Annotated in this window: 17 protein-coding genes; 13 read left to right on the forward strand and 4 right to left on the reverse strand. The window is 50.7% G+C overall.

The features are described 5' to 3' along the window. Positions 1–164: 164 nt before the first annotated feature. On the forward strand, positions 165–1,166 hold the full coding sequence (locus Q397_RS0115675) for a YeiH family protein (protein ID WP_038014283.1): 1,002 nt from the start codon (positions 165–167) through the stop codon (positions 1,164–1,166). 17 nt (positions 1,167–1,183) lie between these two features. Here Q397_RS0115675 and Q397_RS0115680 read toward each other — a convergent pair whose 3' ends face one another. After that, positions 1,184–1,693 (reverse strand): SH3 domain-containing protein, encoded by a 510-nt coding sequence (locus Q397_RS0115680; RefSeq protein ID WP_028880229.1) that lies wholly within the window; start codon positions 1,691–1,693, stop codon positions 1,184–1,186. A 153-nt stretch (positions 1,694–1,846) separates the two neighbouring features. Here Q397_RS0115680 and Q397_RS0115685 point away from each other — a divergent pair, with 153 nt between their 5' ends. Further along, positions 1,847–2,833: a 2-hydroxyacid dehydrogenase gene (locus Q397_RS0115685; RefSeq protein ID WP_028880230.1), complete on the forward strand. Its 987-nt coding sequence runs from the start codon at positions 1,847–1,849 to the stop codon at positions 2,831–2,833. A gap of 66 nt (positions 2,834–2,899) precedes the next feature. Here the strand turns inward: Q397_RS0115685 and Q397_RS0115690 are convergent, their stop codons facing one another. Next, positions 2,900–3,460 (reverse strand): gamma-glutamylcyclotransferase, encoded by a 561-nt coding sequence (locus Q397_RS0115690; protein WP_028880231.1) that lies wholly within the window; start codon positions 3,458–3,460, stop codon positions 2,900–2,902. Positions 3,461–3,635: 175 nt separating this feature from the next. On the opposite strand from Q397_RS0115690, the gene Q397_RS0115695 reads away from it, so the two are divergent. From Q397_RS0115695 to purL, 8 genes are all read left to right on the forward strand, one after another. Next, entirely contained in the window at positions 3,636–5,594 is a 1,959-nt protein-coding gene (locus Q397_RS0115695; RefSeq protein WP_028880232.1) for an acetoacetate--CoA ligase, read from the forward strand. 158 nt (positions 5,595–5,752) lie between these two features. Further along, positions 5,753–6,892, forward strand: a complete 1,140-nt coding sequence (locus Q397_RS22905; protein WP_051610142.1) for an HD domain-containing phosphohydrolase — start codon at positions 5,753–5,755, stop codon at positions 6,890–6,892. 69 nt (positions 6,893–6,961) lie between these two features. After that, positions 6,962–7,309 (forward strand): hypothetical protein, encoded by a 348-nt coding sequence (locus tag Q397_RS0115705; RefSeq protein ID WP_028880233.1) that lies wholly within the window; start codon positions 6,962–6,964, stop codon positions 7,307–7,309. A 10-nt stretch (positions 7,310–7,319) separates the two neighbouring features. After that, positions 7,320–7,760 (forward strand): tellurite resistance TerB family protein, encoded by a 441-nt coding sequence (locus Q397_RS24365; RefSeq protein ID WP_028880234.1) that lies wholly within the window; start codon positions 7,320–7,322, stop codon positions 7,758–7,760. A gap of 109 nt (positions 7,761–7,869) precedes the next feature. Next, on the forward strand, positions 7,870–8,637 hold the full coding sequence (gene purC, locus Q397_RS0115715) for a phosphoribosylaminoimidazolesuccinocarboxamide synthase (protein WP_028880235.1): 768 nt from the start codon (positions 7,870–7,872) through the stop codon (positions 8,635–8,637). 66 nt (positions 8,638–8,703) lie between these two features. Continuing rightward, on the forward strand, positions 8,704–8,943 hold the full coding sequence (gene purS, locus Q397_RS0115720; protein ID WP_028880236.1) for a phosphoribosylformylglycinamidine synthase subunit PurS: 240 nt from the start codon (positions 8,704–8,706) through the stop codon (positions 8,941–8,943). A 35-nt stretch (positions 8,944–8,978) separates the two neighbouring features. After that, complete coding sequence (gene purQ, locus Q397_RS0115725) at positions 8,979–9,668, forward strand: phosphoribosylformylglycinamidine synthase subunit PurQ (protein WP_028880237.1); 690 nt, start codon at positions 8,979–8,981, stop codon at positions 9,666–9,668. Next, positions 9,665–11,857, forward strand: coding sequence for a phosphoribosylformylglycinamidine synthase subunit PurL (purL, locus tag Q397_RS0115730; RefSeq protein WP_028880238.1), 2,193 nt, complete (start codon positions 9,665–9,667; stop codon positions 11,855–11,857). Before purQ ends, purL begins: the two co-directional genes overlap by 4 nt. A 38-nt stretch (positions 11,858–11,895) precedes the next feature. Here the strand turns inward: purL and Q397_RS24370 are convergent, their stop codons facing one another. Further along, the gene (locus Q397_RS24370) at positions 11,896–12,663 is read right to left on the reverse strand and encodes a substrate-binding periplasmic protein (protein WP_028880239.1); all 768 of its coding nucleotides are present in this window, start codon (positions 12,661–12,663) and stop codon (positions 11,896–11,898) included. 185 nt (positions 12,664–12,848) lie between these two features. Here Q397_RS24370 and Q397_RS22920 point away from each other — a divergent pair, with 185 nt between their 5' ends. Beyond that, positions 12,849–13,202 (forward strand): hypothetical protein, encoded by a 354-nt coding sequence (locus Q397_RS22920; RefSeq protein ID WP_205618842.1) that lies wholly within the window; start codon positions 12,849–12,851, stop codon positions 13,200–13,202. A gap of 88 nt (positions 13,203–13,290) precedes the next feature. Here the strand turns inward: Q397_RS22920 and Q397_RS25285 are convergent, their stop codons facing one another. Next, a complete protein-coding gene (locus Q397_RS25285) occupies positions 13,291–13,509 on the reverse strand; it encodes a DUF1127 domain-containing protein (RefSeq protein ID WP_028880240.1) in 219 nt (72 codons plus the stop codon). Positions 13,510–13,948: 439 nt separating this feature from the next. Here Q397_RS25285 and Q397_RS0115750 point away from each other — a divergent pair, with 439 nt between their 5' ends. Beyond that, positions 13,949–14,614, forward strand: a complete 666-nt coding sequence (locus Q397_RS0115750) for a zinc metallopeptidase (RefSeq protein WP_028880241.1) — start codon at positions 13,949–13,951, stop codon at positions 14,612–14,614. Between the two features lie 236 nt (positions 14,615–14,850). Further along, a complete protein-coding gene (locus tag Q397_RS0115755; RefSeq protein ID WP_028880242.1) occupies positions 14,851–15,891 on the forward strand; it encodes a rod shape-determining protein in 1,041 nt (346 codons plus the stop codon). Positions 15,892–15,958 lie beyond the last annotated feature (67 nt).

Here is a 15,958-nt window from a genome sequence, read left to right on the forward strand (position 1 = left end):
GGGATTCTTGGCGCAAATGCGCGGGAAAGTCTATGATTAATTATCGGTGGCCCGTTCTGGCGAAGCTGATCGACCTATAGAAAATCCTTTTATTTACGAAGTGAAGGTGTATTAATTTAGGGACGTTATATAATTTTTACCTAATTTTTGGCTCCCCCCTTCCCATGAAATATATTCAGACACTTTATCAAGACACGATGCCGGGGCTACTGGCGGCGGGTATGATCGCGATTACTTCGGTTTTTCTCTCCAGTCATTATGGTGGCCCGACCATGGTCTTCGCGCTTTTGCTCGGTATTGCGCTTAACTTTTTATCCGATCATGACCGCTGTAAAAAAGGCATTGATCTGGCCTCCAAAAAAATCCTGCGCATTGGGGTTGCGTTGCTGGGCTTTCGCATTTCCTTTGAAGCGGTGGTTGATCTGGGGATCGGGCCGGTGATTTTGGTGGTGGTCGGTGTCGTGGCGACCATCGCCTTGGGATTGATTTTAACGCGTGATTCCCAATCGGATTCTGCGTTTGGCTGTTTGACGGGCGGGGCGGTTGCGATTTGTGGCGCGTCTGCGGCAATGGCCTTATCTTCTGTCTTGCCCCAGAACGAAGATAATGAGCGCAACACCATTTTTACCGTGATCACGGTGACGGCGCTGAGTACCATTGCGATGGTGATCTATCCCATGATCGCGGCCCTTGCGGGCTTGAACGAACAACAGACCGGCATCTTTTTAGGGGCGACCATTCATGATGTCGCCCAAGTGGTCGGGGCAGGCTATAGCGTATCCGATCCGGCAGGCGATACCGCGACCATCGTCAAGCTGTTGCGGGTTGCCATGTTGCTGCCAGTGGTCATGACCGTGATGCTGGTTGTGCGCACGCGCATGAAAAAGTCGCAAAGTGGCGAGGCGAAACTGCCTTTCCCTTGGTTTGTGCTGGGGTTTGTGGCGCTGGTGGCGCTCAACAGTATGGTTGCCGTCCCTGTTGAAATTTCCGGCTTTTTTACCGATGTGTCGCGCTGGTGCATTGTTGGCGCGGTGGCAGCCCTTGGCATGAAGACGTCTTTTGCCGCTTTGTTAAAAGTCGGCTACTTCCCCGTTGCGGTCTTGGTAGCGGAAACAGTCTTTCTGGCTGTTTTATCGCTGGCGGCGATTTTCGTCTTCGGGATGTGAGGATAAGCTGGGGAAGTCTATTCCAGACTTTCCCCCGCATAAACACCCCAGAATTCGGCTTTGCGTAACCAACCGAGATAGCCGTCAGCCTCGATCTTGCACCATGTGGTGCCGTTTGGACATTCCAGCAGGCTGGCGATCACGCCTTCTTCCAGCTTGGCGGAAGGGCGGGCACCGGTATCGGGTTCGGACCGCAGAGTGCGCACATCACCGGTGACAATGATGCTGCGTTTGCCCGATAGCATGCCTTGATGGACCCAGCCTTGGGTGCCCTGCCAATCGCGAATCTTTCGCCACGTATCATATTCGGCGACGATTTCGACGGGGAGGTTACGTTTTTTGTAGACCCATTCAACAGGGTAGCGCACACCCGGTCCGGCGCGTAAATTCACTTCGCCGGAACGCAAAGTGACAAATCGCGGCAATGGTAGGCCGGAGCCACTGCGGGCTTGTGCGACTGCTGAAGATACGGCAAGCGTAATCAGCGAAATCAACAGCAGGGAGGCGATGAGAGTTTTCTTGGTCATGGGGGAAATCGGCTATTTCTAAAAAAAACATGAAAAATTGTAAGTTCACTGTACCAATGAAATAGTTGACGTATTATAAACATCGTTAAATATTTTTGCCGGAGGCTCCTAAAAAAAGGGGCAAATTAGAAAAATCCCAAGGGGAAGTAGAGAATGGTCCAGAAAAAACCTGTTGTTGTTGTAACACGCAAACTGCCCGATGCAGTAGAAACACGCATGATGGAGCTGTTTGACGCTCGCCTGAACATGGATGACACACCCATGAGCAAGGCGGAGCTGGTCGAAGCGGTTAAGGAGGCGGACATTCTCGTCCCGACTTTGACGGACCGAATTGACGCAGGCGTGCTGGCACAGGCCGGACCGAATCTGCGTTTGATTGCCAACTTCGGCACAGGGGTAGACCATATTGACCTGAAATCCGCGCGTCAACGCGGCATTACCGTCACCAATACGCCGGGCGTTTTGACGGAAGATACGGCGGATATGACAATGGCCTTGATCCTGTCTGTCCCGCGCCGTCTGGTCGAAGGGGTGCATTTGATTGAAGGCGATGAGTGGGATGGTTGGTCCCCGACCTCCATGCTGGGGCACCGCATCAACGGCAAACGTCTGGGCATCGTCGGCATGGGGCGCATCGGTCAGGCCGTTGCAAAACGTGCAGCGGCGTTCGGTATGTCGATCCATTACCACAATCAAACCCGTTTACACCCGGATACGGAAAACGAATTACAGGCGACCTACTGGGAAAGTCTCGATCAGATGATGGCCCGTATGGACGTGATCTCTGTCAACTGCCCGCACACACCGGCGACTTACCACTTGTTGTCTGCACGCCGCTTGAAGCTGCTGCAAAAACACGCCTATATCATCAACACCGCCCGTGGTGAAGTCGTTGATGAACCTGCCTTGATCCGCATGCTGGAAAAAGGCGATCTGGCGGGCGCGGGTCTCGACGTGTTTGAAAATGAACCGGCGATCAACCCGAAACTGCGCAAAATGAAAAATGTGGTGCTGTTGCCGCACATGGGTTCTGCAACCATCGAAGGCCGTATGGACATGGGCGAAAAGGTTATCATCAACATGAAAACCTTTATCGACGGGCACACCCCACCGGATCGCGTAATCGACGCTTTCTACTAAGACGCAAAACAAAAGCCCCTGATGAAAATCGGGGGCTTTTTTGTGTCTGTGGACCATGGGGAGGGGTTAAATCCCTGCGCCTGCCTCGATGATGCCGGTTAGGTATTCGACTTTCTTCAGCAGCTCGTGCAGGTGGGGGTCGCCGTAACCGTGGGCTTCGAGTTCGCGCACGCTGTTGATCAGGTAGTCGCGGTTGAGGCCGGTTTTGCCGGACGCTTGCATAATAACATTGGCGGCATTTTCCAGACCGATATCACCGGCATAGAGTGCGTGATCAGGATCAGCAACGAAGCTGTAAGCGTCGATTTGGGTGCCGCAATCTAAAAAGACGGGCAGGGTTTCGGCGCGGTAGGCATAACCGCACAATTCCCGTTCGGTCAGGTAAGCGATGACATTGGCTTTTTGATCGTCGGCAATTTTAAAGGCGACACCATGACAGACCGCGTCGGCTTTTGGGTCCAGGCCTAACACAAGGCCGGGGTTTTCCGGTGTGCCGCGATAGTAATGGGAATAGACGCAGAAAGAGCGCAAGTACCCTTTAAGGGTGGCGGGCTGTGCATCCAGATAGGGAAAACCGGGGTTCCACATGAGTGACCCATATCCAAAGACCCAAAATGCATTTTCCATGTGTAAAACCCTTTCCTGCTTTGGTCTTAACGGCCCTGTGGGCAAAGATCAAGGGAAGAAAAAATGGTTTCATTTGATACGAAATGTGATAATTTACACTTCTTCAATTTTAATTCTCAAATTATTTGCTATCTTCCATAAGTTTCAATTTTTTGATCAAGAAAGTTTTTTGCATATGAATACCTGCCTGTGGACCCCCAGCCCTGAGCGCGTTGCCTCATCCAATATCACGGACTTCATCAAAAAGGTGAACGAAGAATTTGGTCTGTCGCTTGGGAATTACGATGATTTGTTCGAGTTTTCCGTGGCTGAAACAGAGAAGTTCTGGTCTTTCCTCAAGGATTATGCCGGGCTGAAAGCACAGACTTGGGGGGATCGCGTCCTTGTGGATGGCGACAAAATGCCGGGGGCGCAGTTCTTCCCCGATGCCCGCCTGAACTTTGCTGAAAACCTTCTGTCTAAAAAGGACGACAGCGAAGCGCTGGTGTTCTGGGGCGAAGATAAAGTCAAACGCTCCCTGTCGTGGAAGAGTTTGCATGAAGAAGTCTCGGTCTTTGCCCAAGCCTTGCGCGCCCAAGGGATCACAAAAGGCGATCGCGTTTGCGCTTTCATGCCGAACATGCCGGAAACCATCATGGCGATGTTGGCGGTGACGTCGATCGGGGCCATCTGGTCTTCCACATCCCCTGACTTTGGCGCCAACGGTGTCCTGGATCGTTTCGGGCAGATTGAACCGAAAATCCTGATCGCGGTTGAAGGCTATCATTACAACGGTAAATCCCACGATTGTCTGGAAAAAGTACAGGCTGTGGTTGATCAAATCCCGTCTTTGGAAAAAACGATCATTGTACCGTACACGCGGGAAAATCCCGATATCACAGGCATTAAAAACGCGGTTCTGCTGGACGATTATGTGGCAGGGTTTGAACCTGACGAGATCGAGTATGAATATGTAGAATTTAACCACCCGCTTTACATCATGTTTTCTTCCGGCACGACGGGTAAGCCCAAGTGTATCGTGCATGGCACAGGCGGAACCTTGATGAAGCAGGTCAGTGAACACCTGTTGAACTGCAACAATGGCGATGGGTCACGCGTCTTTTACTTTACGACATGCGGCTGGATGATGTGGAACTGGCTGGTTGCGGGCTTGGCCTGTAAATCGACCTTGATGCTGTATGATGGCTCCCCGTTCTATCCGTCCGGCAACATTTTGTTTGATTATGCGGATGCAGAAAAAATCACCATGTTCGGCACGTCAGCGAAATATATCGATGCGCTGAATAAAGCAGACCTGAAACCGCGCGAAACACATGACCTGTCCAGCGTGCAGTCCATGACCTCTACCGGATCGCCGTTGGTGGCAGAATCCTTTGATTACGTGTATCGCGATATTAAACAAGACATTCATCTGGCTTCTATCTCTGGCGGGACTGACATTTTGGGCTGTTTTGTGTTGGGGAACCCGACAGGGCCGGTCTATCGTGGCGAAATCCAGTGTCGTGCCTTAGGGATGGCGGTTGAAACCTTTGATGACAACGGCAAGCCGGTGCGGGGTGATAAAGGCGAGCTGGTCTGTACAAAACCGTTTCCATCCATGCCGGTGATGTTCTGGGACGATCCGGATCACGCGCGCTACCGTGCTGCTTATTTTGAAGAATATGACAACATCTGGTGCCACGGTGACTTTATCAGTATTGATAAAGAGACAGGCGGCATTGTGATTTATGGACGATCCGATGCAACTCTTAACCCCGGTGGGGTGCGCATTGGGACCGCAGAAATCTATCGTCAGGTGGAAGCCTTGCCGCAGATCCAAGAAAGCATCGTGATCGGGCAGGACTGGCAAGATGACGTCCGTGTGATCCTGTTTGTCGTCATGAAAGACAGTAACGTGCTGGATGAGGCCTTGATTAAAGAGATCAAGACGAAAATCCGTACAGGTTGCACGCCGCGCCATGTGCCGGCAAAGGTGATTGCCGTGAGCGATATCCCGCGCACGAAATCCGGTAAAATTACAGAACTGGCCGTGCGTGACGTGGTGCATGGGCGTGCGGTTAAAAACAAAACCGCGCTGGCAAACCCGGAAGCCTTGGACTTGTATGTGAATATTGCGGAGTTGCAGCAAGACTAGCTTCTAGTTGAAACTACGTAGATACGAATGAGCCCGTTGACTGGTGCAAAGGTATATTCTCCCCCAAATGGGTGATATTTTTGTTCAGGTCGCGGGCTCTTTTCTTGTATATTCAAAGTTGGGAAAAAAAGCGGGGGAGGCCGTTCGGTTGTGTGACGATGGGAAGTGATCTGGTTGACAAGTCCGGACTGAAATCGGCGAATAAAAACGATATTTTCATTGTTTCGGGGAACGCGAAGCATCTGAAAGATATTAGCCAGGCTCTCATTTCATTTTATGTGGTCCATGCTTTCCAGGACGCCGGGAAGTTGAGCGAAGCGCTTCATCATTCCCACCCCGCAGCGATTATTCTGGACGAAGAATTATCCCCGCATGGTGGTTTAACCGTTTTGCAACAGTTGCGCCGCACCGAAAGTTTTAGCCTTATCCCCGTGGTCTTTACAGCGCATCAAGGTAATCTTGAACAAATTGGCGCGTCGAACGCCTTGCCACTGGTGCGCACGCTGGTGAAACCCTATCGGTTCAGCGCGTTGTTGAAAGCGATTTCCGATCAGGTGAACGCCCATGTCGAGGCACAGTGGAAGATGATGAAGGAGCCACAGCGCGCGGCTTTGGAAAATACCTTGTCCTCTTTCAATTCGGTTGCTGATTTGATTGCGGAAGGTAAAGAGCTCCCTTACGCCGATATTCAGCAGAGTTGCGAACCCTTGGTCGCGGCTGTGCAGAGCGGGAACTTTAAAGCGCTTTTGCAAGGGGTGCGCGGGCATGACAACTATTCATATGTTCATTCACTAAGGGTGGCGACGTTCCTGTCGTTGTTCGGGGACCATCTTGGGGTCAAAGGGAATGACATGAGCATCCTTGCCACAGGGGGCGTGCTGCATGATGTGGGGAAAATGATGATCCCCCATCAGGTGCTTAATAAACCGGGCAAGCTGGAGCCGGACGAGCTGGTGGTCATGCGCTCTCATGTGACCCAGACCATCGATTTTCTGGAAAATACGCCGGGTTTGCCGCGCGGTGTCACCATTATCGCCGGACAGCATCATGAAAAACTGGACGGCACCGGCTACCCTTATGGCTTAAAAGGGAAAGAGCTAAACGAATTGGCCCGTATGGCGGCGATTATCGATGTGTTTAGCGCGCTGACCGATCGACGGTGTTATAAAGACCCCATGTCGCCTGTGCAGGCGATGGAGATCATGGAAAAGATGGGGCCGGGGCATCTGGATCAGCATTTCTTACTGTCGTTTAAAGAACTTTTGCTGGATGCGACCAGCGAATCGGATATTCATTGATCCATCATTTTGATTGGCAGTTTTAAAAGCTGTGATATTCTGTATCATCCTTTTGAAAGGGGATGAAAAATGAGCTGCGTAAAAACAATCCTGTCGGCTGTGATCGTTTGTTCCACGGGTCTTTCTGTACCTCTTCAGGCGCAGGCGGACGAGAAAGTGGAGGCTTATAAAAATGATTATCCCGGCTGTGTGGAAGTGGTGAAAAACCAGTTGGCCCTGTTTGACGAGGCCACCCGCGTTGGTGTGATGCCTTATCTTATGCAGGCCTGTATGTCCGGTCGTCAGATTGGGGAGAAGCGGACCAAAGAGATGTACAACATCCCAACGGATAAAAAGCCTCAAAAAACCAAAAACTTTAAAATCGAGGTAAAACCCCCTTCCTTGATGAAGCAAGACCCGTTTGAGGTTCAGTACTAGGATCGCCGCCATGTCGTTTTTTGAAAATATATTTGTGTCTTTGGCAGAAATGATCGAACGCTATGAGCATCAGGACTTTCTGGAATCCGTGACAGGCGTGTGTGCGCTGGTGGCAACCGCTAATTCCCGTGTGGAGTTGGCCCAGCGGGTGCGCTTTGATCAGGTGATTAAGCTTTTAAGCCGCCTGCATTGTTTTGAGAAGGATCAGGTCACCGACCGGTTTGATAAAGATATTGCGGCGTTGAAGAAAGATCGCGCCGTCACCCAAAAGGCCATTTTGCGCAAAGTCAAAGAGACGATCGAAAGCAAAGAAGATAAAGAACTGATTCTAAAGGTTTGCTGGGCGATGGGGCGGGCGGATGGCGAGATCGATCGTAAAGAGCAGGAAATGGTTGAAGTCATCGCCAAAGAATTGGGACTGAATTTGCGCGAAACCTTTGAAAGCTATTGAGCGTGCTCAAAGGGCGTTCCGGTGGGGAAGCGGGGAAAAACAATCGTTGCTCCGCGCGGTGACTCCTGCTATAGGAAGGCCACTTTTTCCATAGAGCAGGATGATTGCCATGGCACGTCGTCGCCAGATATATGAAGGCAAGGCAAAGGTTCTTTTTGAAGGACCGGAACCGGGGACTATTGTTCAGTATTTTAAGGATGATGCGACTGCGTTCAACGCAGAGAAAAAAGGCACCATCACCGGTAAAGGGGTTCTGAACAACCGTATTACTGAATATGTGTTCACGAAACTGGCTGATCTGGGGATTCCGACCCACTTCATCCGCCGTTTGAACATGCGCGAACAGCTGTGCCGTCAGGTGGAGATCGTGCCGCTTGAAGTCGTCGTACGCAATATTGCGACCGGCTCTTTGACTAAGCGACTGGGCGTGCAGGAAGGTCTGCGTTTGCCGCGTGCGCTTGTTGAGTTCTATTATAAAGACGATGCGCTGGGTGACCCGCTGGTCTCTGAAGAACATATCACCGCTTTTGGGTGGGCAAGCCCGATGGAACTGGAAGAGATGACCGGCATGGCGCTGCGCATCAACGACTTCCTGTCCGGTCTGTTTGCCGCCATCGGTATTCAATTGGTCGATTTCAAACTGGAATTTGGTCGTATCTTTGATGAAGACGGGATGCGTCTTGTGCTGGCTGATGAATTTAGCCCGGACAACTGCCGTCTGTGGGATGCGGAAACCGGCGAGAAGATGGACAAAGACCGATTCCGTCAAGACCTCGGCGGTGTGGGCGAAGCCTATCAGGAAGTCGCGCGCCGTCTCGGCATCACGCCGGAAGGTGACGGGCCGGGTGACCACAAAGGCTCAGAAACCGTACAGTAATTTTATAGAGAAAGGCCCTTTCGCGGGCCTTTTTTGCGCTTGAACTTAAAGTGAAGGAAGCGAACAGTGAAAGCTAAAGTCCACGTGACCCTTAAAAACGGCGTACTCGACCCCCAAGGTAAAGCGGTTGAGCATGCACTTGGTACCCTTGGTTTTGCCGGTGTTGGTGAAGTCCGTATCGGTAAATATATCGAACTGGAACTGACCGACGAAGCAGAAAAAACCAAAGAAAACATCGAAAATATGTGTAAGCAGTTGCTGGCCAACACAGTGATCGAAAACTTTGACGTCGAAATCGTCGAGTAAGCCTTAGGTACTAATTTTTAGATAGGGGTCTTTCAATGAAAGCCGCTGTAATCGTTTTTCCGGGTTCAAACTGTGACCGCGATATGATGGTTGGGATTGAACATTCTTTGGGCCGTAAGCCCGAAATGGTCTGGCACAAAGAAACGGAATTGCCGGATGTCGATTTTATCGCCATTCCGGGTGGGTTCTCCTATGGGGACTATTTGCGCTGTGGGGCGATGTCTGCACATTCCCCGATTATGCAGGAAGTGATCAAGAAAGCGAACGAAGGTGTGCGCGTTCTTGGCGTTTGTAACGGCTTCCAGATTTTGACGGAAGCAGGCTTGCTGCCGGGCGTGTTGATGCGCAATGCCAAGCTGAAGTTCATTTGTAAAGATGCGCATTTGAAAGTCGAAAATGCGCAAACAGATTTCACCGCCAATTACACACAGGGCCAAGCCATCCGCATTCCGGTGGCGCACCACGATGGCAACTATTTTGCCGCTGATGACGTGCTGAAGGGTCTGGAAGACAACAATCAGGTTGCTTTCCGTTACTGTGATGAAGCAGGCAATGTGACAGAGGAAGCCAACATTAATGGCTCTCGCAACAACATTGCAGGTGTCTTCAACGAAAACAAAAACGTATTGGGCATGATGCCGCACCCGGAACGCCTGTGCGATCCGCAACTGGGCGGGACAGATGGCAAGCCCCTGTTTGACGCACTTGTGGAGGCGCTGTCATGAGTGAGATTACAATGGACGTCGTTAAGGAACATGGCCTTAGCGAAGACGAATGGAAACTCTGTCTTGAGATCATGGGCCGTGAGCCGAACCTGAACGAACTGGGCATTTTCTCAGTCATGTGGTCGGAGCATTGTTCCTATAAATCCTCCAAAAAATGGTTGAAGACCCTGCCGACGGAAGCTCCATGGGTGATCTGTGGTCCGGGGGAAAACGCGGGTATCATCGATATCGGCGACAATCAGGCGATCATCTTTAAGATGGAAAGCCACAACCACCCGTCTTACATTGAACCTTATCAAGGGGCTGCGACAGGTGTGGGCGGTATCTTGCGTGATGTCTTCACCATGGGCGCCCGTCCGATCTGTAACCTGAACGCGTTGCGTTTCGGGGAAGTTGATCACGAAAAGACACGTCACCTTGTGTCTGGCGTTGTCTCCGGTATTTCCGGTTATGGCAACTGCGTGGGCGTGCCGACCGTGGCGGGGGAATGTGAGTTCCACAAGTCTTACAACGGCAACAACCTCGTCAACGCCATGGCGGTGGGCTTGGCTGACTCCGATAAAATCTTCTATTCTGCGGCGGCAGGTGTGGGCAACCCGGTTGTGTACTTCGGCTCCAAAACAGGGCGTGACGGTATCCACGGTGCGACTATGGCCTCTGCGGAATTTACCGAAGATAGCGAAGAAAAACGTCCTACAGTTCAGGTTGGTGATCCGTTCACAGAAAAACTGTTGATCGAAGCGACCCTTGAGCTGATGGAAACAGGTTCTATCGTTGCGATTCAGGATATGGGCGCGGCGGGTCTGACGTCTTCATCTTTCGAGATGGCGTCGAAAGGCGGCGTTGGCGTTGAGCTGGAACTGGATCAAGTGCCGATGCGCGAAGAAGGCATGACGCCTTACGAGCTGATGCTGTCTGAATCCCAAGAACGTATGCTGGTGATCCTGAAGCCGGGTATGGAAGATATCGCCAAAGCGGTGATGGACAAATGGGACCTTGAATTTGCAGTGATCGGTAAGCTGACCGACACAGGCAACATGGTCTTGAAATGGCACGGCGAAGTTGTTGGCGATCTGCCGATTGACCCGCTGGCGCTGGCGTCCCCTGAATATGATCGCCCTTGGGTGAAAACAGAACGTCCGGCAGAAGTGGTTGCCAATGAGGTGGAAAGCAATATTGGTCGCATCGATGCGCTGAAAACATTGATTGCCCATCCGAACTTTGCGTCCAAGCGCTGGATTTGGGAACAGTATGACCATATGGTCATGAACGACACCGTCGGTCGCCCGGGTGGCGATAGCGCGGTGATCCGTGTTCATGAGACCAACAAAGGGATTGCGGTGACATCTGATTGTACGCCGCGTTACTGCTACCAAGACCCGCATGAAGGCGGCAAACAGATCGTTGCGGAAACTTACCGGAACATCACTGCCGTTGGGGCGCAGCCGTTGGCGGTCACCGATAACCTGAACTTTGGTAACCCGGAACGCCCGGAAATCATGGGTCAGATCGTCGGTTGTATCGAAGGGATCGGCGAAGCTTGCCGTGCGTTGGATTATCCGATCGTGTCCGGTAACGTATCTTTGTATAACGAAACCAATGGTCAGGGCATCTTGCCGACACCGACTTTGGGAGCCGTTGGCTTGATCAAAGATATCGACAAATGCGCGACCGTAGCCTTCAAAGAGGAAGGTAAAGCGGTTGTTGTCCTTGGCGAGACAAAAGGCTGGCTGGGTGCATCACGTTATCTGGAAATCATCTGCGGGCGTGAAGAAGGCGCCCCGCCGATGGTCGATCTGGCAGCAGAACTTAAAACCGGTAACTTCGTGCGGGCAGAAATTCTGGGTGGGGTTGATACCTGCCACGATATTTCTGACGGCGGGATTGCGGTTGCGGTTGCCGAGATGGCAATGGCAGGCAACATCGGTTGTTCAATCGATATTCCGGCGAACGTCGATCAAGCGTATGCGTGGTTGTTTGGGGAAGATCAGGGCCGCTACATCGTGACGGTTGATGCCGATAAAGCAGACGCATTTGTCATCAAAGCGGGCGAAGCTGGTGTGACGGCAAACATCATCGGTAAAACCGGCGGCACAGAGGTTGTGCTGGGCGGTGAAGCGGTTGCGGTTGCTGAGCTTAAGAACCTGCATGAAAACTGGATGCCGACTTATATGGCAGCTGGCGAGTAATCACCGCAGTGACTGAATGAGAAAGGCTCCCTGTTTTGTTACAGGGGGCCTTTTTTGCTTTTGGCGTGGGAGTAGCTGACGCCAAAGTAGTTGATAAACAGTCGCTCGAGGTGGCCTTCCTCTATGGTTTGCGTAAAGGCGTTGGACCAAAGTTTGCGTTCATCCTCTGAGACATCCAGCGAGGTGGCAAAGTACATGGTGCCCAACAGCTCCCCAAATCCGCGCTCTAGATTAAGCGGGCTTTGTAGGGCACCGTTTAACCGGTAGGCAACGAGATCCCAGACCAGCCAGGCATCTATACGACCATGTTCCAGTAGCTTTAGGATTTGTTCGGAAGAACTGATGCTGTTCAACTGGGCCAGCGGGATCTGGTGACGGGCACCGATCTGTTCTGAAAAGGTGCCGCGTTTAACACCAATCCTTTTTTGACGAGCCTCCTGGAGGCTGGAAATCGCGGGGCTGGTCTGCTTTATGGTGAAATATGAGATCCTTAGAGGGAAGAGAGGGTGAAGCCAATGATAGTGGGGCTCACGTTCTTTGGTTCGGGTCAGCGGGGCGATGGCACCGCCGGTGGTTTGTTGAATAATTTTTTGTGCCCGCTTCCATGGCATGCGTTTGATTTCTATCTCACGATCAATTTTTTGCGCTGCAATCAGGAAGAGATCGGAAAAAAAGTTCTGTTGGCTGCCATTTTTTTCTAAGGTAAAGATATGTTCATCGGACAGATAAAGTGTTTGGATCTGTTCAGCCGAAAGACTCTTTGTGAAACAAAGGCTTATGCTAAAGAAGATGAAAAGAAATTTCATGAAGTCCATCTCACGGGAGGGCGGGAAATGCGCTGTTTTATATATTATAAAATTAATAAAATGTCAAAATTGATAACTTATAATTGATTTTCGCAAGCAAGTACTATGTAAGTAATGTTTTAAAGATTGACTATAAAAGCCGTTCGGGAAATATTCTTGCCCATTATTTGTTTTAGGGGGCTCTTATGGCTAAAGGTAAAGTCGTTTTATCCAATAAATTTACACAAATGAAAAAAGAAGCACCAATTGGTTTCTCTTGGACTGTGTTGTTCTTCGGTTTCTTTCCGCCGGTTTTCCGCGGGGACTGGAAGTGGTTCATTGTTATGCTGTTGTTGCATATGGTAACTTTTGGCGTTTCAGGTCTGGTTCTGTCTTTCTTCTACAACAAACTGCATATCAAAGATTTGTTGAAAGACGGTTATCGTGTGGTGGGCGCAAGCTATACGGATGATTTGTCAATCATCGCGGGTGATCTGGATATGCCGTTGTCCGTCATTACACAGAGTGAAGGGCCGGGTGTGGTTGAAAACGCCGCGTAAATCCTTCGCATAAATACAAAAAAGGCTCCCTTCCTTCAGGAAGTGGAGCCTTTTTTCTTGTTTCTCGGCAGAAACAAGGGGAGACTTTTTAGCGGCCGTTGCGGACTGCGTTTTCGATTTCACAACGGTTGATGCCAATGTCGGAAAGCTGTGCGTTAGACAGCATGCCCAACTGGTGAGCAGCTTTGCGCGCAGCAAGTTCACGAATGATTGCGTCGATCATAACTTTAAAAAAGTTCTTCGGTGCGTTGAAGCCAGAACCGGTGTTGTGACCGGCGGGCACGTTATTCATAGTTACAGCGGCCATGGTGATGATCCTTAATCTCTAATACCTAATTTCCCTGAGCATTTGCTCGTGGCGGGGCTTATACGCCCGGCCTACAAGGAAAAGGAGTGCTGTTTTCCCACATCAGATATGCAAGAAACGCATGAAATTATTGCACTGCAAAAAGGGTTAGGGTGTGAAACTTTATTTCAATATTTTTAAATTAGAATTTGTTTAGTTTCAAAATGGCGAAAACATGTACGGGAGAGGTGTTCCTCTCTCTACATATAACTTGCGTACTCAATGTGCATTTGTGTGCCTAAAAATGAGAATCTTGGCACTTTTTTGGGCAGCGCCTGCGGTGAAAAATATGGCCCCCGGCAAAGAATGGGAGGCCTTAACCGGAGTTAAAAGATCGCACTTTCTCCTTGGCGAGGAGTGTCTTGAACGCTAGAGTTTGGGGAACTGGGGAGAGGCAGGTATGCACATTGTCGCGATTATTGTTTTTTTGGTGGTTTTATTCGGGCCGACGATCTGGTTGAAGTCGGTGATACGGGCACATCAGGAGGATCGTTCGGATTTTCCGGGGACGGGTGGGGAATTTGCCCGTCATATTTTGGATCAACTGAGCTTGCAACACGTGCGGGTGGAGGCGACGTCGCGCGGGGATCATTATGACCCTATGGACAAGGCTGTGCGTCTGACCCCAGCTCATTACGATGGGTGTTCTCTCAGTGCCGTCGTGGTTGCTGCCCATGAAGTCGGGCATGCCCTACAGGATCGTGATGGCTACAAACCCTTTGTCCAACGCTTGGGGCTGGTGCGGTTTGAATTTTGGCTGGTGCGGATCACGCAGGTGTTGGCGCTATTGCCACTCGTCGGGGCGTTTGGCAGCGGGATCCCGCATCTGGTGGTGATCAGTTTTCTTTTATTCATGGGAGCTGCGTTGTTAACCTTTGGGGTCCGTCTGATCAATCTGAATGTGGAGTATGATGCGAGTTTTAAACGGGCGTTACCGATTCTTGAAAGCGGATATATCCCGCCGCAGGACCTGCCGGCAGCCAAGAGTCTCCTGCAGGCTGCTGCCTTGACCTATTTATCGGGAGCCTTGATCACATTCCTGCGATTGCTGTTTTTGCGAAGATGAAATCGAAAAGGAGTATGATTTCAATCTCCTCACGATTTGTTAACTAGTTTGCGCCACCATACTCCTGTGAAGAAGTCAAAAAGTCGCAAAAAAAAGTCTTTGCGACTCGTGATAAGCACTAGCATATCGGCGCATGACTTCTTATAAAGGTTAATCGGTTTTTCGAATCTTTCGTTCGAGGGGCTACTTGGTGAGTTTAGGGCTTGGCCTATTTTTTTGACAAGAGTTGAGGCACAATGTTTTCAAAACTGTTCGGCGTTCTGTCCGCTGACATGGCAATCGATTTAGGTACGGCAAACACCCTTGTGTATGTCAAAGGTAAAGGGATCGTTCTGAATGAACCGTCCGTGGTTGCCATTGCCGACAATATGGGTAAAAAGCAGGTTTTAGCGGTCGGTGAAGAAGCTAAATTAATGCTGGGCCGTACACCGGGTAACATTCAGGCCATTCGTCCGTTGCGTGATGGTGTAATCGCCGATTTCGAAATTGCTGAAGAAATGATCAAGCACTTTATTCGTAAAGTGCATAACCGACGCTCTTTTGCAGCGCCGCTGGTTGTGATTTGCGTTCCGTCTGGGTCTACAGCGGTTGAGCGCCGCGCCATCCAGAACTCTGCTGAAAATGCAGGGGCGCGTAAAGTGATGTTAATTGAAGAGCCTATGGCAGCCGCCATCGGTGCAGGCTTGCCTGTGACAGAACCGACTGGCTCCATGGTTGTGGACATCGGTGGGGGGACCACAGAAGTGGCCGTCTTGTCTTTGGGCGGTATTGTTTATGCCCGTTCTGTCCGTGTCGGGGGCGATAAAATGGATGAAGCGATTATCGCTTACATCCGTCGTACCCATAACCTTCTTGTCGGGGAAGGCACAGCGGAACGTATTAAGAAGGAAATCGGTTCTGCTTGTCCGCCGGAAGATGGCGAAGGTCGCACAATGGAAATCAAGGGGCGTGACCTGATGAACGGCGTGCCGAAAGAACTGGTGATTTCTGAACGTGAAATCGCAGAGAGTTTGACAGAGCCGGTCGGGGCGATTATTGAAGCCTGTAAAGTTGCTTTGGAAAATACAGCACCGGAACTGGCTGCCGATATCGTGGATAAAGGGATCGTGCTGACAGGTGGGGCAGGGATGCTGCGCAATCTTGACTTTGTGCTGAGACACTCTACTGGCTTGCCGGTCTCCATTGCAGATGACCCACTGTCCTGTGTGGCTTTGGGTACAGGACGTTCACTTGAAGAAATGAAAAAACTCAAGCACGTCTTATCGTCAATGTACTAGAATATAGAGCGCCCTGTTTAACAGGGCGTTTTCACCTTTTCGAACTAAGGGAAAAGCTGTGGGCAAA

It is taken from the genome of Terasakiella pusilla DSM 6293 (assembly GCF_000688235.1).
Classification (GTDB): domain Bacteria; phylum Pseudomonadota; class Alphaproteobacteria; order Rhodospirillales; family Terasakiellaceae; genus Terasakiella; species Terasakiella pusilla.